General features: G+C 42.2%; 18 protein-coding genes and 1 pseudogene. 15 read left to right on the top strand and 4 right to left on the bottom strand.

The genetic code is table 11. The annotated features are described in order from the left end of the window. The first annotated feature begins 363 nt into the window (after positions 1–363). Together MKY54_RS07115 and MKY54_RS07120 are read left to right on the top strand one after the other, a co-directional pair. Entirely contained in the window at positions 364–2,661 is a 2,298-nt protein-coding gene (locus MKY54_RS07115; RefSeq protein WP_339190006.1) for an FMN-binding protein, read from the top strand. A 197-nt stretch (positions 2,662–2,858) separates the two neighbouring features. Beyond that, the gene (locus MKY54_RS07120) at positions 2,859–3,815 is read left to right on the top strand and encodes an HD domain-containing protein (protein ID WP_036680004.1); all 957 of its coding nucleotides are present in this window, start codon (positions 2,859–2,861) and stop codon (positions 3,813–3,815) included. A 70-nt stretch (positions 3,816–3,885) separates the two neighbouring features. Here MKY54_RS07120 and MKY54_RS07125 read toward each other — a convergent pair whose 3' ends face one another. After that, complete coding sequence (locus MKY54_RS07125; RefSeq protein WP_076282260.1) at positions 3,886–4,542, bottom strand: 3'-5' exonuclease; 657 nt, start codon at positions 4,540–4,542, stop codon at positions 3,886–3,888. A gap of 111 nt (positions 4,543–4,653) precedes the next feature. Here MKY54_RS07125 and MKY54_RS07130 point away from each other — a divergent pair. The 4 genes and pseudogenes from MKY54_RS07130 to MKY54_RS07145 all read left to right on the top strand — a co-directional run. Then, positions 4,654–5,169, top strand: a pseudogene (locus MKY54_RS07130) (TerD family protein); the annotation flags it as partial. A 111-nt stretch (positions 5,170–5,280) separates the two neighbouring features. After that, positions 5,281–5,952 carry a VWA domain-containing protein gene (locus MKY54_RS07135; protein ID WP_256715766.1) on the top strand — a complete coding sequence of 224 codons (672 nt, stop codon included), beginning with the start codon at positions 5,281–5,283 and terminating at the stop codon, positions 5,950–5,952. Positions 5,953–6,135: 183 nt separating this feature from the next. Continuing rightward, positions 6,136–6,753, top strand: coding sequence for a DNA-3-methyladenine glycosylase 2 family protein (locus tag MKY54_RS07140; RefSeq protein ID WP_339190009.1), 618 nt, complete (start codon positions 6,136–6,138; stop codon positions 6,751–6,753). Positions 6,754–6,775: 22 nt separating this feature from the next. Further along, positions 6,776–7,486: a DNA alkylation repair protein gene (locus MKY54_RS07145; RefSeq protein WP_076185389.1), complete on the top strand. Its 711-nt coding sequence runs from the start codon at positions 6,776–6,778 to the stop codon at positions 7,484–7,486. A gap of 28 nt (positions 7,487–7,514) precedes the next feature. Here MKY54_RS07145 and MKY54_RS07150 read toward each other — a convergent pair whose 3' ends face one another. Beyond that, a complete protein-coding gene (locus MKY54_RS07150) occupies positions 7,515–8,207 on the bottom strand; it encodes a PspA/IM30 family protein (RefSeq protein ID WP_076136267.1) in 693 nt (230 codons plus the stop codon). A gap of 59 nt (positions 8,208–8,266) precedes the next feature. Further along, positions 8,267–8,485: a PspC domain-containing protein gene (locus MKY54_RS07155; protein ID WP_038569266.1), complete on the bottom strand. Its 219-nt coding sequence runs from the start codon at positions 8,483–8,485 to the stop codon at positions 8,267–8,269. A 286-nt stretch (positions 8,486–8,771) separates the two neighbouring features. Here MKY54_RS07155 and MKY54_RS07160 point away from each other — a divergent pair, with 286 nt between their 5' ends. Beyond that, positions 8,772–9,185 (top strand): zinc ribbon domain-containing protein, encoded by a 414-nt coding sequence (locus MKY54_RS07160; protein WP_036679993.1) that lies wholly within the window; start codon positions 8,772–8,774, stop codon positions 9,183–9,185. Between the two features lie 292 nt (positions 9,186–9,477). Here MKY54_RS07160 and MKY54_RS07165 read toward each other — a convergent pair whose 3' ends face one another. Beyond that, positions 9,478–10,581, bottom strand: coding sequence for an endospore germination permease (locus MKY54_RS07165; protein ID WP_036675894.1), 1,104 nt, complete (start codon positions 10,579–10,581; stop codon positions 9,478–9,480). Positions 10,582–10,726: 145 nt separating this feature from the next. Here MKY54_RS07165 and MKY54_RS07170 point away from each other — a divergent pair, with 145 nt between their 5' ends. The 8 genes from MKY54_RS07170 (at position 10,727) to MKY54_RS07205 (ending at position 20,632) form a co-directional block, all read left to right on the top strand. Next, a complete protein-coding gene (locus MKY54_RS07170) occupies positions 10,727–12,241 on the top strand; it encodes a spore germination protein (RefSeq protein ID WP_076125412.1) in 1,515 nt (504 codons plus the stop codon). Next, positions 12,238–13,461, top strand: a complete 1,224-nt coding sequence (locus tag MKY54_RS07175) for a Ger(x)C family spore germination protein (protein WP_339190011.1) — start codon at positions 12,238–12,240, stop codon at positions 13,459–13,461. The genes MKY54_RS07170 and MKY54_RS07175 overlap by 4 nt, the downstream gene beginning before the upstream one ends. A gap of 6 nt (positions 13,462–13,467) precedes the next feature. Beyond that, the gene (locus MKY54_RS07180) at positions 13,468–13,698 is read left to right on the top strand and encodes a hypothetical protein (protein ID WP_076218299.1); all 231 of its coding nucleotides are present in this window, start codon (positions 13,468–13,470) and stop codon (positions 13,696–13,698) included. A 239-nt stretch (positions 13,699–13,937) separates the two neighbouring features. Continuing rightward, positions 13,938–15,497, top strand: coding sequence for a helix-turn-helix domain-containing protein (locus MKY54_RS07185; RefSeq protein WP_339190012.1), 1,560 nt, complete (start codon positions 13,938–13,940; stop codon positions 15,495–15,497). Continuing rightward, positions 15,494–17,284, top strand: coding sequence for a sensor histidine kinase (locus tag MKY54_RS07190; RefSeq protein WP_339190013.1), 1,791 nt, complete (start codon positions 15,494–15,496; stop codon positions 17,282–17,284). Before MKY54_RS07185 ends, MKY54_RS07190 begins: the two co-directional genes overlap by 4 nt. Positions 17,285–17,468: 184 nt before the next feature. After that, complete coding sequence (locus tag MKY54_RS07195) at positions 17,469–18,770, top strand: extracellular solute-binding protein (RefSeq protein WP_076125404.1); 1,302 nt, start codon at positions 17,469–17,471, stop codon at positions 18,768–18,770. Positions 18,771–18,998: 228 nt separating this feature from the next. Next, positions 18,999–19,811, top strand: coding sequence for a sugar ABC transporter permease (locus tag MKY54_RS07200; RefSeq protein WP_232061505.1), 813 nt, complete (start codon positions 18,999–19,001; stop codon positions 19,809–19,811). Continuing rightward, positions 19,811–20,632 (top strand): carbohydrate ABC transporter permease, encoded by an 822-nt coding sequence (locus MKY54_RS07205; protein ID WP_076185385.1) that lies wholly within the window; start codon positions 19,811–19,813, stop codon positions 20,630–20,632. The genes MKY54_RS07200 and MKY54_RS07205 overlap by 1 nt, the downstream gene beginning before the upstream one ends. Positions 20,633–20,656: the final 24 nt, after the last annotated feature.

Here is a 20,656-nt window from a genome sequence, read left to right on the forward strand (position 1 = left end):
TATAAATTAAATTTAATCGCAAATAGTGATGTTTCTTATAGGGTGTGTGATTTTCGATACAGAAGAACCGCAGAAAGGTCTGGTAGTATCAAACCAGAAATTGATGGAAAACGGGTGTAAGTGTTTTTATAGTAACTTATGTGAATTATTTCACCTTTTATACAGCTTTGTGTTAAAAGGAAGAAATGAAATAGATTCAAGCTATTTTTTATTGAAAATCGAGCGTGTAAAGGCATGAGAGGGGGGATGAGTTCTTATGAAGAGAGAAGTTATGCTTCATAAGAAGAGAAGGGGCATCGTACGAAAAAGGTTTGGTTAACAAAAAGCTACATATCACTGGGGTTTGGTAAAGGAGAATTTTCATTGAAAAAACTAATTTCTTTAACGGTTAGCGCGGCTATATTGTTAGCGCCGTTTGCTTACACACTTAATGTGCCTGCTGTAAACTTGAAGGTGGATGCAGTATCGGCAGCCTCCGAAGAAGCGGATGCACCGGCAGCAAAACCAACAGCAAAACCCACGGCAAAACCAGCAGCAACACCAAAAGCAACGGCAAAACCAGTAGCAACACCAAAGCCAACGGCAAAACCAACAGCAACGCCAAAGCCAACGGCAAAACCAACAGCAACACCAAAGGCAACAGCCAAACCAGCAGCAACCCCAAAAGCTACAGCAGCACCAGTAGCAACCCCAAAAGCAACCGCTGCACCAGCAGCGACAGTAGTACCAGCGGAAACTGTTAAGCCTGTGGCTACAGCAAAGCCTGTTACAGTTAATGAAAACGTATACCAAGATGGAGTTTACGTAGCTTATGGCGATGCATACTCCAAAGGCACGGAAGGTGCCAAGATCGAAATTAAAGATGGTAAAATTACTAGCATTGAGCTTTTGAGAACCAGTCCTAAGCTGATTGATAGAGATGCTCGTAACAATTATAGTGCTTTATGGCAAGCTTATGGATTGATGAAGGATAGATTGCTTGGCAAAACAAGAGATGGAGCAGCGGCAGTTGATGCTGTTTCGGGAGCTACCCGCTCCAGTAATGGCTGGAAATTGTCTGTAGATAGAGCGTTTGAAAGAGCTCTAACAGTGAAAGATACAAATGCCGTTTACTTTGATGGAGTTCATATGGGCGTAGATCCTACAGGTAAATATTCTGTATTTGCGACCTACGAATCCAACAAGCTCACAGATGTTAAAGTGTATCCTATGAACAGCGCTGGTGATTTCATTGAGGAGAAAGCTTACACAGCTGAGCAAGCGGCAGCGGTTGCAGCTATAGCTCCAGCCTTGCTGGCCAAAGGAACAGAGGCACAGCCTGTTGCAGGTCTTGAAGCCGAATTTAAAGCAGCGATTAACGCTTTCTGGGATGCTGAGCAGAATGCAATAATCAACAATACATCTGCTTATGTAGACGGATTCTATTCCTCTTATGGTACGGCAAGAAGTGTTGGCGTTGAAAGAGCTGACATCGTGATTCGCAACGGTAAGTTGGTTGATGTGAAGCTGTTTAGACTTGGCAACAACCTGATTGACAGAGGGGCAACAGCTTATGCGGAAGTAGTAAAAGCAAATGCTCCTATGACAGCTAAGCTGCTAGCGAATGGTTCATATATCGCTAACTATGATGAAAAGGTTGACGGAATTTCCGGAGCTACGGAAAGTAGTCACAGCTGGAACCAAGCTGTAGAAAGAGCATTTGAGAAAGCGCTGAAGGTTCCTGCTGAAGGTCAATATTTTGACGGCAAATTTGCCGGAGTAGATAACCAATCTAAAGTGCTGCTGCTAGTTGATGTTGATGCAGATGCGGTAACAGGCATTAAAGTAAGTCTGTTTGGAGCTGACGGCAAGCTGATTGCTGACGATAAAATGAGTGCAGAACAAAAAGGATGGGTAGCTACACTCACATCCGGGCTGTTAGAAAAAGGTGTACAAATGGCCGATATTACAGGCCAAGAAGCATTGTCGGCAGCAGCTAAAGCAGCACTGACAGATGCTTTGACCAATGCATCCAAAGTCCAAGGAACCTATAAAGACGGAACCTTTACTGCATTTGGTGATGCTTATGATAAAGGAACGAACAGAGCGGACGTTACCCTGCGTAACGGCAAAATCGTAAATGTAGCCTTGTACCGTGTAGGAATGAACCTTGTAGATAGAGGGAACGCTGCTTATCCTGAGGTGGTAAAAGCAATTCCTCAGTTGACGGCTAGCTTCCTCGCAGCAGGGACTAGAGAAGGTGTGCAGGAAGTAGATGCTGTGTCTGGTGCAACTAGCAGCAGCGTGGCTTTGAAGACTGCGGTGGATAGAGCATACGGAAAAGCTGAGGTTGTAGAAGCTAATAAAGCGGCTTATTTCGATGGAATCTTCATTGGTGTAAGTGCCGATAAGCTTGTAAATGTTATGGTGAATGTAGAGTACGGTGTTCCTGTCAAAATGCTTGTTTATTATTTGGATAAAAACGGAAGTGTAAGAACAATCAATCAGTTAACGGACGCGGAGCTGGCAGTGAAAGGTGAAATCGAGTCGACATCGACCGGATACAGCCTGCACAAATATGGTTACCGTCCAGCAGCCTTCGGAAAAAATGATGCAGAAAAAGAAATATCCGCTAAAGCGGTAGAAGCTATTAAATCAGCGCTTGAATCGGCTGGTAAATAATTATCGTTTTATAATAAAAGGAGGATATTCCAGTGCCAGAATATGGCCGGGGAGTAGCCTCCTTTTTCAAATATTCTTGGCTTGTACATAAATATGAAAATAGATCGTATAGTGATTTAAAGGGATTTTGGAGGTGAGTGTCTAAAGTTTAATATAGAGAGCAGGCCAAAAGCCTGTTATTAATAGGAGGCTCCAACATGACACAAATTAAACAGCTCGCTCCACAAGATGAATTTGTTGGCTTTTATCTTTTAAGAGAGCTGGCAATTAAACAAACGAACGGCACTCCTCCAAAAGATTATTTTGACATCGTTCTGGGGGATTCCACTGGACAATTATCTGCGAAATATTGGGATGCCAGCACAACCGATAAAGAAACTTTTTTTCCTATGGCGCTTGTGAAGGTACGCGGGATTGCTCATACTTATCGTGAGAAATTACAAATAAAAATTACTAAAATCAGGTTGGTTAACGATGAGGATGGTGTTGCACTTACGGATTTCATCCGTTCTGCCCCAATTCGTCCAGTAGACCTTATTCATACGATTAAAGGGGTTATGGCAAGTATTTCAGATCCGGAAATTGCTTCGATTGTCTCTTTTTGTGTGGGTAAAGTGGAAGAGAAATTGATGCATTATCCGGCAGCCAAAACACATCATCATGCTTATTTTGCCGGACTTGCTTATCATATGGTACGTATGCTGGAGATTGGTGATTTTCTGTGCAAGCAGCGTCCGTTCTTGAATCCAGATCTAATGAAGGCAGGAATCATTCTGCATGATATCGCGAAGCCGGAGGAGATGGTCTCCCAGCTTGGGATTGTCTCGGAATACAGCGTTCAGGGCAAGTTGATTGGCCATATCTCGATGGCGTCTAACTGGATCACGGAAGCGGCTATCCGTTTAGATATTGATTTGAATTCGGAAAAGGTTATGGCGTTACAGCATCTCGTATTGTCACATCATAATTTGGGCGAATGGGGTAGTCCTGTTCAGCCACAGACAGCTGAGGCAGTCGCTCTGCATCATATCGATGCGATGGATGCGAAGCTGCAAATGGTGGAGGATGCTTTGGACACCACACCGGAGACCGAGGAATGGACACCGTTCATCAGAGGTCTAGAGAATAAGGCTGTGTATCGTTTGAAGATTTAAGAGATACCCTGTAAAACCAAACCCCCAATCAGCAGAAAGGAGCTGGTTGGGGGTTTTTGATGTTCTTTGGTTATTTGGACAAAGTGGCGCGGCTGCTATAAATGGAGGGTTTATGTTTAGTGCCTTGTTTCTTAGCAGGCTTTTTCGTGCGAGTGGAAAATGGGGTATACCCGCCGGCAAACATCGTTCCGCTAGTATATCCTTGACTGGCAGAGAGCAATAGAGGATCATAGTGCTCCTCCTGCTCCATAAGTTTTACTAGAATTGCAGCGGCTGCGCGTGCGTCATCTAAGGCATCATGGTGCTTTAGCGTAATGCCGAAAAACTCGGAGACTACATTAAGTTTATGGGAGGGCAGGTCGGGCAGCATTTTTTTGCCTAATAAATAGGTACATAAGTATTGAAAGCTTGGGTAGCTCAGGGACATTCCATCGAGACAATAACGCAGGACACTCATATCAAAAGCAGCATTATGCGCCACGACGATTTGTCCGTGTAGTAACGGTTCAACGGTGGGCCACAGCTCTTGAAAAGTAGGTTGCCCGATTACCATTGATGGCGTGATGCCGTGTATCGAAATGTTCATGCCATCAAACCGCTGCTGCGGGTCAATTAGCCAAGAATGTTCTGCGGTTATATTTCCAGCTTTAACTTCCACAAGTCCCAAGGCACATGCACTGGATCGACTGGAGTTCGCGGTCTCAAAGTCAATTGCTATAAAGTCCATTCGTAAAGCTCCTTATCTATCATATATACGTTTCATATTAAAGTAGTAAAATGATAAATACAATCTAGTGAATCACAATGAGCTGTTCAGTAAAAATAAGGAGATGATAGAGTGCGGCTTATAAAGGGGCAAAAGGTGGATATTACGAAAGGGAGAAACGTGAACAAGCTTTTGCTGAAATTTGGGTGGATGACTGCTGATACTAGAATTGGCATAGACTCTGCTGCTTTTTTACTGTCAGAACAGAACCGTTGCGAACGCGATGAGAACTTTATCTTTTATGGTAATCCGTTGTCTATAGACGAAGCTGTAACTCATTCTGTCTTACAACAAGGGGATAAAGAAGCTATCGCCATTACATTTTCTCAACTTCCTAAGGATATTACTAGAATAGCTTTAACTTTAACGATCTATGAAGGAGAAAAATTAGGACACTCTATGAAGCAAGTAACCTCTCCTTATCTACGCTTAGTGGATGCTGCTAGCGGTGAGGAATTATTCGTTTTCGAGTATGGCTCTGACCTGTCGCCGGAGACAGCTATTGTGGTTGGAGAGCTATATCGCTATGGCCCAGAGTGGAAATTCAGTGCGATTGGTAGTGGCTTTGAGGGAGGATTGGCTGCGTTATGTACAAACTATGGGCTCGTTATTGAAGAAGACGAAGGGAACCCTGAGGTAGCGGCCACAGCTGAGTTATCCCTGCCTTTAGAGACGATCCGTTATGAAGAGAAGAATGTACTGTCCTCTATTGATTTACGTAAAAAAATTGTTCAGATTACCTTAGAAAAAAAGAATCTGACAGGAGTCATCGCAAGGGTAGGCGTTGTTCTGGATATTACAGGATCTATGAGAAATCTCTATAATAATGGAACCGTTCAAGAAGTAGTTGAACGTATATTAGCCGTTGCCTGCAAATTTGATGATAACCAATCGTTAGATGTTTGGGTGTACGATACGGAGTTTAGCCGGCTGCCACCTGTGACAGAGCAGGATTTAGGAAGATATGTGTTTACACATATTTTAAATAATCGTACCATTCATAAGTTTGGCCGTAATAATGAACCGCCAGTAATGGAGGATATCATTAAAAAATATACGGAGGAAGAACCCGATTCTACACCGGTATTTATCATATTTATTAACGATGGTGGTGTAGTGAAATCCACTAAAAATGTGATTATGGCTGCTTCGGTCCAACCGATTTTCTGGCAGTTTGTCGGAATCGGTAACTCGGATTTTGAAGTATTGAAGCAACTTGATACGATGAAGGGCCGTTTGGTGGATAACGCCAATTTTATTCATCTGGACCACATTGAAAAGGTGACTGATGAAGATCTGTATGATCAGCTGCTGAATGAATTCCCCTTGTGGCTAAGCGCAGCGAAAGAAAAAAGAATCCTGCGAGCATAAAAATACATTACTGAGAATGAATAAGCCTGTGCGCTACAATAGGCCATAACCACCTATCTTAGGAGGTCTATGGCTTTTTTTATTTTCGCTATCTTGCTATTCTATTCAACAAACCATACACTGCCAAATAGGTATTGTATATTAGAATTAGGTTCATCACTATCAGATACGGGAGGAAACACTTTGAGCAGCGTAATTACTAAGTTTTTTGATTATGGGCAAGAAGACATAGATTATCTCCGAAGTGTGGATCCAGTACTTGGCGCAGCTATGGCACGGATGGGCAGAGTGGAACGTGTAATTATACCGGATCTTTTTGCTGCGCTTATCTATGCTATAGTAGGACAGCTTATTTCAGTAAAAGCGGTTCGGACCATTTGGAACAGAATGTTGGCTCAGTTCGGAGACATCACTCCGCAGCAGTTAGCCTTACATACGGCGGATGAGATTCAAAGCTGTGGGATGACGATGAAAAAGGCACTATGTATCCATGAGATTTCCAATTTGGTCGCTCAGGGTGATTTTAAGCTGGAGGAATTGCCTGGGTTATCAGATCAAGAGGTTATACAAAAACTTATGACGTTAAAGGGCATTGGCAAGTGGACGGCAGAAATGATGTTAATCCATTCTATGGAACGACGGGATGTGGTCAGCTGGGGAGATATTGCGATTCGTCGGGGGATGATGAAGCTGTATGGACTTGATAAGCTTACCAAAGATCAATTTGAACAATACCGGCTAAACTATTCTCCTTTGGGTTCTGTGGCTTCTATATATTTATGGGAAATTTCATTTGAATAATGGACGGGTAAGGAGTACTACTATGGAAAAAACAATAAGAGAACAGCTATTGAATTTGGCAGATGTGGACTACCAAAAGTTTTCTGCGGCCTTAATTCCGACGATAGATAATGTTATAGGCGTCAGGCTACCGGAACTGCGCAAGCTTGCCAAAATCATTGCAAAGGGTGATTGGAGAGCCTATTTGGAGCATGCCGAGACAGATTATTTTGAAGAAGTGATGCTGCAAGGTATGGTGCTTGGCTACGTGAAGACAGATCTTGAAGAAATCCTACGTTATATCGCTGACTTTATTCCCAGAATCGATAACTGGTCGGTTTGCGATAGCTTTTGCACAGGCCTGAAGTTTACCGTAAAGAATAAAGAACGGGTGTGGGAGTTTATAATGCCGTACTTATCATCAGATAAAGAATATGAGATCCGATTTGCTGTGGTAATGCTGCTTAATTTCTTTATTGAAGAAACGTATATCAGCCGGATTTTACCATTGCTCGATAAGGTCAGTCATGAAGGCTATTATGTAAAAATGGCGGTTTCTTGGGCGCTTTCGATTTGTTATGTGAAATTGCCAGAGCCTACGATGAGTTATTTGAGAAACAACAGCTTAGATGATTTCACTTACAACAAGGCTTTGCAGAAAATCACGGAGTCTTATCGCGTGGATCCGGAAACGAAAAAATGGATTCGCGGGATGAAAAGAAGTAAAAAACAAACCCCTTATTCAGCACAATAGCTGAGTAATAAGGGGTTTATTGTCCTATTTATTTTTTCTCAGTGTTTACTTCAGTGTTAGTTTTACGGTTGCGGATTCGCTCGATTTCGATGTCAACAGCGCTACGCAGGTTAGGATCGATGGAAGGACTTATTCCTGTACCTGTATTGAATTTATTTTTGGAGTTTTCCGCCAATGCTTCCCACTCGAAAATCTTCTCTTCCATACGTTCGAAGCCTTGCGAAGCTGATCCTACATTTAGACCTTTCGTAGAACTACGTGGAGCTGAGTGGAGTGTTTCTGTGGCTTGTTGAGCGCGAGCGATAAGCTCAGTTCTTTTCGCTTTGAGATGTTCACGCTCTTCTTTAGCTCTAGCGATATTGATCTCAAGCTCTGCCAGGGATTGCTTAGTTTGTACTTGGCTATTTATGGACTCTTCCAGCTGTTCCACGTACCGTAACTTGGCTATGAGTGCCAGGCGAGCTCTTTCTTCATTTCCTTGCTCAACTGCTTGAACGGCTTCGGCTTCACTTTGCTCTACTAACTGAGTATATTCTTGCTTGCGGCGTTCCAACACACTTGCTGTAACTTGCAGATCACGCTCATTGCGTTCCGCCTTAGCAATATCATTTTCAAGATCACGTAAATACTGACCTGTCAGCAATACCGGGTTTTCTAATTTATTTAGACCTTCGTGTAGGGCTGCTTTAGTAATTGTGGAAATTCTTTTTAATAGACTCATGTTCTATCTCTCCTTTTTTATGGCTATATTAGGGCTGGCTTGTATTAAACGACGATTAATTAATAGAAATCATGTCCATCTGAAAAGCTGTTAAAAGGTTCTTTAGGAACGATGATACTAGCGATGACGTAGAAGATAAGTACAGTTCCGAAGCTGAACAATGCTGCGGCAACAGCAACAAGACGGATTACTGTAGCATCAATACCAGACCAACGAGCAAGACCTCCGCACAAACCACTTATCTTCTGATCACTTTGGGAACGATATAATTTTTTCATTTATTGTTTTCTTCCTCTCGTATGGGTGTGATTGTTATTGAATCCTGCAACCCGTTTGCTTATGTACTCATTCTAATGTCTTTTTGCATGCGAAAAAACGGCCTGGAGGCGGTTTTGTATACCAGACCTGAGTCGAGGTTCGTTCCCGCAGGAAGGCGGGGAAAGGGTTAGTAAATCGGTTATAGGCTACAAACCATGGACGAAGTTAGGTACAATAAAGAAAGGAATACTTCTGGCGGTGTCGAAATATGCTTATATATGACTACTACGGAATTGGGGGCTGAATATGAGTTTTTTTAACAAAGTAAAAGCAGGGGTAAGCGAGGCTGGGAATAAAGCAAAAACAGTGGTGGAGATTAACCGGTTGAAGCTGCAAAATAACGGTAAGCAAAATGATATTGACCAGCAGTATCAGGTCATGGGCAAACTGTTATTTGAAGCCGTAACTCAAGGTGCAGGACCACTGCCAAGTGAGCAAATCGAGACTAATATCAATCGTATTCTCGAATTGAAGGCGGAGATTGAGACGAACCTTCAGCAAATTGCTGAGTTGTCCGATGTAAAGCATTGTAAAGCATGTGGTGGGAATGTGGCGATCGAGGCACGCTTTTGTCCGGCCTGCGGATCCACTTTTGAAGTGGCAAAAGAACCTGTCAGTGATGTAACTCCATCGTCGATTTCTTTGGATAAGAAGGAATAGAGTTACTTCATACAAGAAACTTATGAACAAAGAGGCTGTCTTAAAAGTAGTGAATACTACTTATGAGGCAGCTTCTTTTTTAGTAAAAAGGCTATAAGCGGATTCTTGCTTTAGCCAATAGACTATGGGCTACGCACACAAAGTATTCTATGCCATTAGGATGGGCGGCGGAATATTCACTTTGTGAATTTCAGGGAGAAATTCCACAATTATTTTAGTGGAGCGTAATTAGATCATTAAGCGGGATTCGTATCTACAATCTTAATTTCACTTATTCACAATCTAGTGTCGTTTAAACCTTAGAAGCGTGGCGTTTCTTAAATTTATACACAACTAGCAACATAAGCGGCAGAACAAATGCACAGGTGAAATCCCAATCTACCCAGTAGGCGGGGATCTCCTTCACATAGAAAATGATGTCTTTGGCAATCAGCTGTGACATACCGAATAACAAAAATCCAGTGGGTATGATCAGAGGACGGTGGCTTTTGAGTTTAAATAATTGGGCTGTACCTAAGGTTAAAGCATAGTAATAAACTGCTGTTTTGAAGTACGTGCTGATAATCCATGCTGTAGCCATAAGCGCTTCAATACGTTGCAGAGAATTAGCAATATTAATTTTTTGAGCAAGAATATAAGCGGCATAAAATTGATGTTCAGAAGCGTAAACACCTAGAACGGTAAGGGAAAACAATAAGATGAGGTTAAGGCCCAGAGCTCCGATGATCAAGGCTATGAAAATATCCCGGCTTGTTTTGCTATTTTTCTGAGCATAAGGATATATCATTAGAAACACGCACAATTCGCCAAAAGGATAAAAAACACCATACATCAAAGTATGAAGCATGTCCGGTACTGGTGTGTTCAAGATGGGGTATAAACGTTCCATTTTGACATCGGGGGTCAGCAGGAGCAGCAGACCGATCAAAAAAACTGCAAATAAAGGGAAAAAAAGCTGAGCTGCCCGGCCCAATGTTTCTAGGCCAAGTCGTACCCCATATACCAGCAGGAAAATGGCCATGAAACGAATAACCCCACCGGGTGTTTTCTCGTAAATCTGTGTACACATGAAATCTTCAATTTCTCTTATGTAGGTGGAGGCAGCAATCAGGAAGAACCCTAAATAGAATAAGGCCACAGCAGTTCCGACCCATTTCCCTAAAATTTGTAGGCTAAGCTCGATAATATTCTTGTTGGGTTCAAGGTCTGCTAAGCAGAGTAACAGTTTTATGGTCACTAGACCCAAGGGAATACTAATCAAAGCAGCAATCCATGCATCTTGTTTCGCTCCTGATATCATTAAAGCCGGATACACAAGCGCCATATCCCCAATAAATGTGAATAGCCCGAGTATAATCATTTGATTGGTACTAATTCGATCTTTCTCCAAACTCATATACCCCCTCAAATTTATTGGACTAGTTTTAGTATGGTTGTAGTTACCAGAATTATGCCATCCCGATTTTTTAATCCGAAGGAATAATTATCATAATTAACATCAAACTATACTCATCTATCTATGGAGAAGTGGAGGCTGCATCATGAAAGATACGGAGATTGGTACATTATCAAGCCGGTTGGAAGTTAATATTGCTAATTTGTACCAATTGATGGGTGAAAGCTCTGATGTAGTGATAAAAGAGTTGCAGATAGAAGAGAACACTCATATTTCTTTGATTTACATAGACGGTCTTGTGGATACTCAGGTGCTGCATAATTCAATTTTGTATTCCTTGCAGGAACACATTCCTTACGAACAGCTGAGGGGGCTTTCTCCCGAGCAGAAGTTTGAGATGATTAAGAAACAGATATTAATAGCCGGCGATATAGCCGTCATTGACGATTACAGCCAATTTATTCATCATTTATTGTCCGGTAATATAATGCTGCTGCTTGACGGGTTATCCAGCGCTCTGCGGATCGGCTTACCAGGCTGGGAAGATCGTAATGTAGGGGAGCCTAGCTCACAGTCGGTTGTTCGGGGTCCAATGGAAGGATTCACTGAGAATTTACGGACGAATACGGCACTGGTTCGGCGAAAAATCAAAGATAGCCATTTATGGCTGGAAACCGTTCAGATCGGAAGGGTGACTCAAACCAGCGTATCCATTATGTATCTAAGTAACATCGCCAATAAGGAACTGGTGCAAGAGGTAAAGCGCCGTCTGAATAAAATAGATACAGACAGTATTCTCGAGAGTGGATATATTGAAGAGTTTATTCAAGAGACGGCAGTTACACCTTTTCCTACCGTATACAACAGTGATCGTCCGGATACGATTGCAGCGGGTATTTTGGAAGGAAAAGTGGCCATTCTTGTTGATGGAACTCCTTTTGTACTGCTGGTGCCCACATTTTTTGTGGCATTTTTTCAGTCAGCTGAGGATTATTACCAAAGGGCCGATATTGGAACATTGCTGAGATTAGTTCGTTTTATTTCATTTTTTATTACTTTGCTTGCCCCTTCATTGTATGTTGCGATTACTACCTATCACCAGGAGATGATACCGACCAATCTTGTAATCAGTTTAGCTGCCCAGCGGGAGAGTGTTCCTTTTCCTGCTTTTGTTGAGGCGCTGATCATGGAAATGACTTATGAGATTTTGCGGGAAGCCGGGGTGCGGATACCCAAAAATATTGGTCAGGCGATTTCCATTGTCGGAACGTTGGTGATTGGACAAGCCGCGGTAGCAGCGGGTTTTATTTCATCCGCAATGGTCATTATTGTATCGCTAACAGCTATTTCTAGTTTTGTTATTCCGGAGACAGGAATGTCTATTGCTGCGCGGATGATCCGTTTTGTGCTTATAGCTTTGGCCGGATTCATCGGATTATATGGAATTCTCTTCGGTATTTTCATCATCGTATTGCATTTGTCGAGTCTGCGTTCTTTCGGAATGCCTTATATGAGTCCGCTCGGACCGTATAATTCCAAAGATTTAAAAGACTCTATTTTTCGCTTTCCGTGGCCGTTTTTAAAGACAAGGCCTGCTGAGAATAAGACGCAGAACCTGTTTCGTCAAAGCACATCCAGTGATAAGGAACCAACCAAATGAATAAAAAATTAGCTAGAGGCGTTCTTCGATTAATGCTAGCTCTCCAATTTACGTTAGTGCTAAGCGGCTGTTGGGAAAGAAATGAGCTGAATGAGATAGCTTTTGTCTTGGGGATAGGGATTGACAAGGCAGAAAAAGGTTATACCGTTTCGATGCAGGTCGTTATTCCATCTGCGATTACCTCCCAAACGAATGGAGGAGGGGGAGGCAGTGGAGTCCCAGTGGTTGTATATAAATTTACTGTACCTACGTTTTATGATGCGCTGCGTAAGCTGAATCTGGATAGCTCTAGGTCAAGTTATCTCGGTCATATCCGGGTGTTGGTGATTGGGGAGGAGCTTGCCCGCACCGGAGTGGGTGAGATACTCGATGTATTTAAAAGAAGTCGGGAACCCCGGATGGATTTCTACGTTATGGTTGCCAGAGATACAACCGCCAGCAATGTCTTGAATGTCCTTACACCTATGGATAAATTACCAGCGAACAAATTATTTAGCTCCTTGGATAATTCTTATAAAGATTCAGCAAAAACAGTCGCTGTCACGCTGGATGATTTTATTGAGAATTTATTGTCTGAAGGCGAGAATCCTGTGCTAACCGGAGTGAAAATTATAGGCGATCCCAAAGATGGAGAGGACAAAAGCAATGTAGAGCGAACAATGCCTAAGGCAAGATTGGAATACCATACTGTAGCTGTGTTCAAAAAAGACAAGTTGATCGGTTGGCTAACCGAGGGAGAAACGATTGGTTACAATTATATCAACGATAAGGTAACCGCACATTCTGGCCCGATCGCAGGGGAAGACGGAAAGCCCATTGTAATCGAAGCGATCCAGGCTACAACTAAACGCAAAGTGAAAATCATTAATGGGGAGCCGCATATTTACCTTAGTGTTAAGACGCTTTGCAATATTGAAGAAGTGCAAAGTGTAGAAAATTTGGAATCGGAAAGGACTATAAAACGTTTGGAAAAGGAAACAGAGGAGCGGATTATAGAGCGGATGCAAAAAACTGTGGAGCATGTAAATGATCGTTTCAATGTTGATATTATGGGATTCGGACAATCGATCTACCATGCCAGCCCTAAAGCTTGGGCAAAGCTGCAGCAACAAAAGGGTGACGATTATCTTAAATCATTGCCCATCCATTACAAAGCCTCAGCAGTTATTAACCGCGTGGGTCTCACAGATAATTCTTTTCTTGAAAAAATCAAGGAGTGAAGTAAAATGCTAGTACTGTTATTCTTGGTGATTGCTGTAGGTTGTATGGCACTTGATTTGCCTAAATTAATGCGAAAGCGCCGAGTGCCTGATCTTAGCATATATTTTATTTTTTGGATTTTGGGTCTAGGTGCGACCTTCTGCTCGTTGTTAAAATTGAACATCCCCAGTCCGCTGTTTCTTATTATTTTTATCTATAAGCCAATAAATAATTTATTTGGATTATTGTTTCATTAACAAAAAAGCTGCAATTATCGCAGCTTTTTTTGTTGTATCATCTAGAAGTTATTTACTTAAATTTAAGAATATTTCATGGGATGAAAAATGAGAGGTTGACCATATTTGTCGGTGGGGCATATGATTTGGAATGAACAATTTTTAAGTAAGCTTACGGCTTTACTTGTCTAGAAGCTTGCTCCTTGTTGGATGTATTGTATACTAACAAATGGAAAGAAAACGGTTACAAGGGGGAAGAAATGAAACCAATATTCAAAATTATGATTGTTGATGACGAGATGCTAGTAAGACAAGGAATCAAACATCTTTTGGATTGGGAGAATGAAGGGTATCGAATTGTTGGTGAGGCTGCTAACGGGCTTGAAGCACTAAATATGATGGATGAGGTCAGTCCCCATATCATCATTACAGATATTGTTATGCCAATCATGGGCGGAGAGAAACTGGTTAAGATTGTTAAGGAGAAATACCCTCATATTGAAGTAATCGTCTTAAGTAGTTTCAGTGAATACGATTATGTCCGATCCACATTTCAAAGTGGGGTAGCGGACTACATTCTGAAGCCAAAGCTGGAAGCTGACTATTTGTTATCCATCCTAAATAAAACCACTGCTAAATTGGTAGGGATGGAGATGTCCGATCAAGGAACGGATCCTGGCGAAAAGCAAATTTTGCTAGTTATCGAGAAGCTTATGACCGGATATGAGTCTGGGCTTGAACCTGCTTTGCTTCATGCGAAGTTTCCACACCCACTATTCGCTTTCTTCGGAGCGGATATGAGACATATTAAAGATTCTGGGGATAGGTTAACTTTCACACAGAAAATAGAAAAAGGGCTTAGTACGCTCCCTTTGGGTGATACAGTGTTTATTCGGTTGAAGTTTGTCAATGATTCAGTTATTTATTTGCTTAATGCAAACCCGGAACAGTGGGACGAGCTTGTTATAGAGCTTCGATATCTGGTCTCGGAAATGGATCATTGGGCGAGAGAAACACATTTCGTTATCAGCCAAAGCTTTACGGATTTTAATAAGCTGGGAGAGATTTATCGAGACAATTATTTAAAGCTTACACGATACAGTTTCTACTTGCCGGATCGAAGCTTAATTGAAAACGATCATTTGCCCAGCCTTCCGAGAGCCTATCAGGAATATGATATGGGCGAATTAATGGAACAACTGAAACGTAAGCAATACCAGAAGGCATTTACTGGATTTCTGGAATATGTTCATCTCCGTTCGATGGATTATAGGACCGATATTTTCGAATTCAAATCGTTGTTGGGGAATTTCATATTTAACGTAGCGACCACACTTGGAAAAATGAAGTACGAGACTGGAGGCTTGGAGGCATCCAAATACGATTTCTTTCGAAAAATAGATGAAGCGATGTATGCCGGAGACGCAATTGCTGTTGCTGAAGCCTTTATTCGCGAAGCTGAACGTGCGATTGGTGAGACGAACCTAACGATCAATCCCAATATGACCCGATTGCTTGAATACATTCAGACTCATTACGCTGATCCCATCACGTTGACTGGGGTTGCACGGCAGTTTCATTTCAACGCTTCTTATTTATCGAGCCATTTCACTGCTCAGAATGGTGAAGGATTTAATGAATATTTGAACAAGGTCCGGTTGGAGAAAGCCATGGAGTTACTCGTGACGACGGAAAAAACAATTTCTGATATCAGCGCTAGTGTGGGGTATTCGGATCAGAGTTATTTTACTAAAGTGTTTAAGAAACAGGCAGGTATTTCTCCGAGCCAGTACCGAAGACGGGACGTAGAGCGACCATGATAGGAACTATCATTAACAAGATTAGAAAGCAGGGCCTATTTCTTAAGCTTTTTCTTGTGACCCTCATAAGCATTGTTGCTGTATCCCTGCTGACTTTGTCTATTACCATCCGTATGTCAGAAAATTTATTCTTAAAGACCTTCAGCATAACGAATGGCAAACTACTAAATCAGATGAAGACAAACTTGGAGTCCTACAACAACGTTGTAGCTACGGGTGCTACAATGACAGCTCAGAAAGGTGCCATCCGCAGCTATTTGTCTGGGGGAGAGACGGATTCATTGACACTCGCTATCAAAACCTACCAGATGACAGAAAGCATGCGGGCAGTCCGCTCCAACCTAAGTGCTTTTGATGTGGGGATTATGATTGTAGGTGCGAATGGCAGAAGTTACTCAACTGACCCTTGGTATTGGTCTGCTACTGCTGAAGAATTGAAGAACCACCCGATTACGAAAGCGACAGTGGCTCATCCGCAGCAAATTCTGTACCAGCTTTATCAAAAAGAGGATGGTCAAACCCATAAGAAAGAGATCTTGTTAGTGGCTTCTAAAGCTCTATTTGATCATTCGACCGGCAGTATCTATGGCACTATGTACATTGCAATTCGTGATAGCGATTTCAAGGCCTTCTATGCCAATTTTACGAGTGAAGGTAATGATGTTGTGTTGCTGAATGCAAAAGGGCAAATCGTATCCAGCAACAGGACAGAGCTGATTGGACTGAACGATCAACAGCTGCTTCAAGAAGTAGTTGATGAACAGAGCACAGGAGACAATGGAGAATCTGTCTATGTGATGGGGAATGAACGGGTAGTATTCTCGGAATACTTGCCTGAATTTGATGTTTATTTGGTGAATCTGATCGATAAAAAAGCTGTGACCGGGCAGATGGTTAATGCCAAAGCAGTGTCGTTGACGATCATGGCTATCGTAGCCATTTCGCTTATTATTGTATTTTTAATTACAAGGAAAATGACGAAGTCCCTGCGTGTACTCGTTGAACAGATGTCGAGTATTCCTAAGGGGGGATTCGATAACCACGTGGATGTCGCTACTAGTAGTTATGAAGTTAAGGAGCTAGGCAATGCCTTTAATTTTATGCTTGATTCCCTACATGATTATGTTGATCGGTTGATGGAGACCCAGAAGCAGCAGCGTAATGCGGAGCTGGCCGCCCTTCAAATGCAGATCAATCCCCATTTTTTATACAATACACTGGCTTCTATCAAATTTCTGGTGCAACAGGGCAACAAGGAAAAAGCAGCTGGCACGATAAATTCGCTAATCTCACTCCTGCAAAATACTGTCAGTGATGTTCAATCCACTATACCTGTTAGTCAGGAATTAGAATCGCTGAAGCATTATGTATATATCAATCATGTAAGGTACGGCGAGAAGATCCGCGTGAATTATTTTGTGGAGCCTGAAAGCTTGGATTATCATATGCCAAAGCTAATTCTGCAGCCTTTTATCGAAAATGCGTTCTTTCATGCATTCAATCTTAAAGATGAGGGAAGAATTCTAATCATGATCGCCGTTCAGGAAGATCAGCTTGTATGTGAAGTTGTAGATAATGGTGACGGGATGGACCTTGATCCTAATTTTCTGAAAGAAGAACAGTTGCCAGCCTCGAAGCACAAACGCCAATTGTTCTCCGGGATCGGTATACGGAATGTTGATGACAGAATCAAATTGCTGTACGGAGAGAGTTACGGTATTAACATTACAAGCAAACGAAATGAAGGTACGAAGATCATAATTACGCTTCCATTGTTAAAAGGCTAAAAAATTTACAAAAATCTAAAATTAGTACCAGCGTCGATCTCAGAGGGAAAATAGAATCCAATAATAACACCAAAGCTAACAAAGATACTGCCAAAGAAAGCGAATACAAAATGATAATATGGAATTGTAGCAGAGAAAACGCTTCCATCTTTATTATTTTACAGATTAACAAGGGGGTTACGAAGTGAAAAAATTATTATCCGTGATGCTGGCTAGTGTGGTTCTACTTTCGGCATGTTCCTCAGGTGGAACGAAAAACGAAACGGGCAACTCCGGAAGCGAAGGTAGCAGTAAGCCACAAGAAATCACAGTTTGGGCTTGGGACCCAGCGTTTAACATTGCAGCCATGAATGTTGCCAAAGAAGCTTATGCGAAAGTCAATCCAGACATAACGGTAAACGTCGTAGAGAACGCGCAGGCTGATATCGTGCAAAAGCTGAACACAGGGCTGAACTCTGGATCTACGAAGGGTCTTCCTAACATTGTATTGATCGAGGATTACCGTGCGCAAAGCTTTTTACAAGCGTATCCGGATTCCTTTTATGAATTGACTGATGTTGTAAAAGCCGCTGATTTTGCGGATTATAAGATTGGCCCGACCAGTGTTGACGGCAAGCAATACGGTGTTCCGTTTGATTCTGGTGTGACTGGAATGTATGTACGGACAGACTATCTTGAGCAAGCAGGCTACAGCCTGGATGCACTACAGGATATCGACTGGAAGCAATATATCGAGATCGGTAAAGCTGTAAAAGAAAAAACCGGCAAAAGCATGATCACACTGGATCCCAATGATCTTGGACTTATCCGGGTCATGATTCAATCGGCGGGTGCATGGTATACGGGTGAAGACGGTCAGACTCCGACCATTGCAGACAACGCTGCTTTGAAAGAGGCACTTGTATTGTACAAAGAAATGATGGATTCCGGCATCGTGAAAGTTAACTCAGACTGGAGCCAATTTGTAGGCGCATTTAATAGCGGTGAAGTGGCAACCGTGCCGACGGGTAACTGGATTACCCCTTCAATTAAAGCCGAAGCTTCCCAATCCGGTAAGTGGGCAGTAGCTCCACTTCCTAAGCTGGCAGCAACAGCAGGCTCCGTCCATGCATCTAACCTTGGGGGCAGCTCCTGGTATGTAATGAATGTAGATGGTAAAGAAGCCGCTGCGGAGTTCCTTGCAAAAACATTTGCTTCTGATGCTGATTTGTATCAGACGTTGAATACAAAAGTTGGTGTTATCGGCACTTTAAAAGCTGCGGCAAGCGGAGAAGCTTATTCAGCAGCGGATGAATTTTTCAAAGGTCAAAAGGTTGTATCAGATTTTGCGGCATGGACCGAGCAAATTCCTAACGTCAACTACGGCATGAACACTTACGCGATAGAGGACATTATGGTTGTAGCAGTGCAATCTTATCTTGGTGGAAAAGATGTAGATACTGTTCTGAAAGATGCCCAGAAGCAAGCAGATACCCAAGTTCGCTAATCACACTTAGGCTGTACAATCTAAGCCCTTGCTTCTACTTCTCCTGTAAATTGGATTTCTACAGAAGGATGGGTAGCAGGGGCTTTCATCTCTAATAAATCAGACAGAAGGGTGTGAAGTGGAGTGGAAAATGTAAAGCCAGGGCTAAGCTCTCAAAGACATAAAAGCTCTAAGGGTCAACGGCAGATCCATCTGACAGGTTGGTTATTCGTTATTGTGCCGGTAATTATGATCAGTATTTTCTATTTCTATCCAATGATTCAAGCCTTAATTCTATCCTTCAAGACAGGTAGAGGCAACAATCTTCATTTTACCGGCCTTGATAACTATATTCGGCTGTTTAGCGACACCACTTTCCTTACAGCCGTCAAAAACACTTTTATTTACTTGATTATTCAGGTCCCAGTTATGCTGGTGCTGGCGCTCTTTATCGCTGTGCTGCTAAATGACGAAAGACTGAAATTTAAAGGGTTTTTCAGAACGGCCATATTTCTGCCAACGGTAACTTCACTTGTAGCCTACTCTGTTGTTTTCAAGTACATGTTTGGAGCCGAAGGTATCGTCAATAAATTTCTGGTGAATCTGCATCTAATCAGCGAACCGATTCAATGGATTACTGACCCCTTCTGGGCCAAAGTCACTATCATTATCGCTATCACTTGGCGCTTTACTGGCTATAATATGATTTTCTATTTGTCCTCACTGCAAAATGTCGACAAATCAATATATGAGGCTGCTCATATAGATGGTGCGAGTGCATTTACACAATTTTTCAAAATTACAATTCCCCTATTGAAGCCGATTATCTTGTTCACGACGATCACATCGACCATTGGTACCCTTCAGTTGTTTGACGAGGTGGTTAACATCACGAAAGGTGGACCCGGCAATGCAACCATGTCGATTTCCCAATATATTTATAACCTTTCCTTTGAATACACACCTAACTTTGGATATGCTGCAACTGTCTCCTATTCGATTGTTGTAATGGTGCTCATTCTGACGCTTATTCAGAACAAAGTAGGAGGGGATAAGAGATAATGAAAACCAAACGCATGTTTACTTACGTATTTCTAATCATCGCTGCGCTGATCTCTATCTTTCCATTTATCTGGATGGTTATAAGCGCCACGAACCAGTCGGTTGATGTAACCAAAGGAACATTGTTGCCGGGTGCACATTTAGTGAAAAATATAAACAATCTATTTAGTTCAGTGGATATGTGGCAGGCTCTCTGGAACTCTGCAAAAATCTCTGTGGTGACTACTGTGCTTTCACTGCTAGTCGCATCGGCGGCTGGATATGGTTTTGAAATGTACCGCAGCCGGAGTAAAGATATCGTATTCAATATTTTACTTGCTTCAATGATGATTCCATTTGCGGCGATCATGGTACCTCTATTTCAAATGTTCGCAAAAGTATCTAGTGTAGTGCCTTTTCTGGGCATCGATACAGCATCGGCGGTCATTCTTCCGACATTTACAACAGCATTTCTAATTTTCTTCTTTCGTCAAAGTACAAAAATGTTTCCTAAGGATATGATGGAGGCTGGGCGCATCGATGGTCTTTCGGAATTTGGTCTGTTCTTCCGCATTTATATGCCAACGATGAAATCAACTTATGCCGCCGCTGCGATTATCACATTTTTAAACAGCTGGAACAATTATCTGTGGCCTTTGATCGTACTGCAATCACCAGAAAATATGACTGTGCCCCTTCTTATCTCGAATCTAGGCTCAGGTTATGCCCCTGACTATGGTCTGATCATGTCTGCGATTGTCATTACAACCTTGCCGACAGCACTAGTGTTCTTCATGATGCAAAAGCAATTTGTAGCTGGGATGACGGGTTCGGTTAAATAAGTTAGCGATCATGTTATGAATAGA

It is taken from the genome of Paenibacillus sp. FSL P2-0121 (assembly GCF_037975345.1).
In the GTDB taxonomy this organism is placed as follows: domain Bacteria; phylum Bacillota; class Bacilli; order Paenibacillales; family Paenibacillaceae; genus Paenibacillus_AQ; species Paenibacillus_AQ odorifer.

What these genes read in the sequence shown, in the direction of transcription:
- MKY54_RS07120 (WP_036680004.1), top strand. Translation starts at nt 2,859, where the DNA reads ATGACACAAATTAAACAGCTCGCTCCACAAGATGAATTTGTTGGCTTT.
- MKY54_RS07125 (WP_076282260.1), bottom strand. Translation starts at nt 4,542, where the DNA reads ATGGACTTTATAGCAATTGACTTTGAGACCGCGAACTCCAGTCGATCC.
- MKY54_RS07145 (WP_076185389.1), top strand. Translation starts at nt 6,776, where the DNA reads ATGGAAAAAACAATAAGAGAACAGCTATTGAATTTGGCAGATGTGGAC.
- MKY54_RS07150 (WP_076136267.1), bottom strand. Translation starts at nt 8,207, where the DNA reads ATGAGTCTATTAAAAAGAATTTCCACAATTACTAAAGCAGCCCTACAC.
- MKY54_RS07155 (WP_038569266.1), bottom strand. Translation starts at nt 8,485, where the DNA reads ATGAAAAAATTATATCGTTCCCAAAGTGATCAGAAGATAAGTGGTTTG.
- MKY54_RS07160 (WP_036679993.1), top strand. Translation starts at nt 8,772, where the DNA reads ATGAGTTTTTTTAACAAAGTAAAAGCAGGGGTAAGCGAGGCTGGGAAT.
- MKY54_RS07165 (WP_036675894.1), bottom strand. Translation starts at nt 10,581, where the DNA reads ATGAGTTTGGAGAAAGATCGAATTAGTACCAATCAAATGATTATACTC.
- MKY54_RS07170 (WP_076125412.1), top strand. Translation starts at nt 10,727, where the DNA reads ATGAAAGATACGGAGATTGGTACATTATCAAGCCGGTTGGAAGTTAAT.
- MKY54_RS07175 (WP_339190011.1), top strand. Translation starts at nt 12,238, where the DNA reads ATGAATAAAAAATTAGCTAGAGGCGTTCTTCGATTAATGCTAGCTCTC.
- MKY54_RS07180 (WP_076218299.1), top strand. Translation starts at nt 13,468, where the DNA reads ATGCTAGTACTGTTATTCTTGGTGATTGCTGTAGGTTGTATGGCACTT.
- MKY54_RS07185 (WP_339190012.1), top strand. Translation starts at nt 13,938, where the DNA reads ATGAAACCAATATTCAAAATTATGATTGTTGATGACGAGATGCTAGTA.
- MKY54_RS07190 (WP_339190013.1), top strand. Translation starts at nt 15,494, where the DNA reads ATGATAGGAACTATCATTAACAAGATTAGAAAGCAGGGCCTATTTCTT.
- MKY54_RS07200 (WP_232061505.1), top strand. Translation starts at nt 18,999, where the DNA reads ATGATCAGTATTTTCTATTTCTATCCAATGATTCAAGCCTTAATTCTA.
- MKY54_RS07205 (WP_076185385.1), top strand. Translation starts at nt 19,811, where the DNA reads ATGAAAACCAAACGCATGTTTACTTACGTATTTCTAATCATCGCTGCG.